This window comes from Rhodococcus sp. R1101 (assembly GCF_000278445.1).
Classification (GTDB): Bacteria; Actinomycetota; Actinomycetes; order Mycobacteriales; family Mycobacteriaceae; genus Rhodococcus; species Rhodococcus gordoniae.
On record NZ_AJVB01000725.1, the window covers coordinates 1 to 1,306 of the forward strand.

General features: G+C 64.5%; 1 protein-coding gene. It reads right to left on the reverse strand.

Annotation, left to right across the window (positions count from 1 at the left end; all coding sequences use genetic code 11):
• Positions 1–885: formylglycine-generating enzyme family protein (locus tag R1101_RS0123625; protein ID WP_198420328.1), on the reverse strand; the 885-nt coding region annotated here is incomplete at its 3' end.
• Positions 886–1,306: the final 421 nt, after the last annotated feature.

Below are 1,306 nucleotides of genomic sequence, written 5' to 3' on the forward strand. Positions count from 1 at the left end.
GAATCCGATGTGACACGTGGACGTCTCCACACTTTCTCCCTGACGCGCAGCCGGTCGATAGCGCAAGCAGTAGTTGGGCGCACACAGATGCGATCCACCCTTGATGACCCGGCGAGGATAACGCTCGTCCCCATCCGACGTCGTTACGCGCGGATTCGACGGAATACAACACGCACGTGCCGATTCCAGGTCACGGCCATCCGCACCGTGGCGCGCGAAGAAGAAGTCCTCGGTCCACTCCCAGACGTTGCCGGCCATGTCCGAGAGCCCGTAACCATTGGGTCCGTACGCTCCCACCGGGGAGGTGCCCACAAATCCGTCCTCCGCGGTGTTCTCCCACGGGAAACGCCCCTGCCACGTGTTCGCACGGTAGCGACCGCGAGGCGTGAATTCGTCGCCCCAGACGAAACGGGCCCGGTCCAGGCCGCCCCGCGCCGCATACTCCCACTCCGCTTCCGAGGGCAGTTCTTTACCCGCCCACTGTGCATAGGTCCGGGCGTCGAAGTACGACACATGCGTCACCGGATGACGTTCGCGCCCGGCCAGGTCGCTGCCAGGCCCCTCCGGGTGGCGCCATGAGGCTCCGGGTGTCCACGTCCACCACCTGTGATAGTCATCGAGCGGCACCGGCCCGGACGGGGCGGTGAACACCAGCGAACCCGGCACGAGCAAATGCGGATCGGCGTCGGGATAGTCCTCGGCCCGAGGTGATGTTTCCGCGGTCGTCACGTATCCGGTTGCCTTCACGAACCGTCGGAACTCAGCGACGGTCACCGGATGGGTGTCGATGAAGAATCCGTCGACACGCACCTGATGGACCGGCCGCTCCTCGGGATAGAACTCCTCCGAGCCCATCCAGAACGTGCCGCCGGAGATCCAGGTCATGTTCTTCGGGGGGATACGCACCGACGTCGGAGACCTCATATCGGAAGCTTGTCATCCTGGCATATCTTGCTCGGAGGTCGTCCCACTGGCCGGATAGCCGACCGACCCGGCACCGGCCGGACGATCAGCGCGTCAAGGCTGTGTCGGCCACCGCGTCGAAGGTCCGCACGTGGCGGTGAACGCTGGTGGATTGTCCCGGCTCGCGCCACCTGTCATCTCGGATGACCGCCGCGTCCAGGAGAACGGTGTCCCTGGCCGTGACCAGGAGAGACGTTCACCGTGGAGAACTTCCCCCACTACCCTCGGCTGTTAGGTTCGGCATACCTTAGACTTTTTCGGTGTTCAGCTCCCCCATTCTCGACGAGCGTCCCGGCGTGCGCTTCGTACGTCGGCTGCAAGACTTCGGCGACACCCCTGCCTT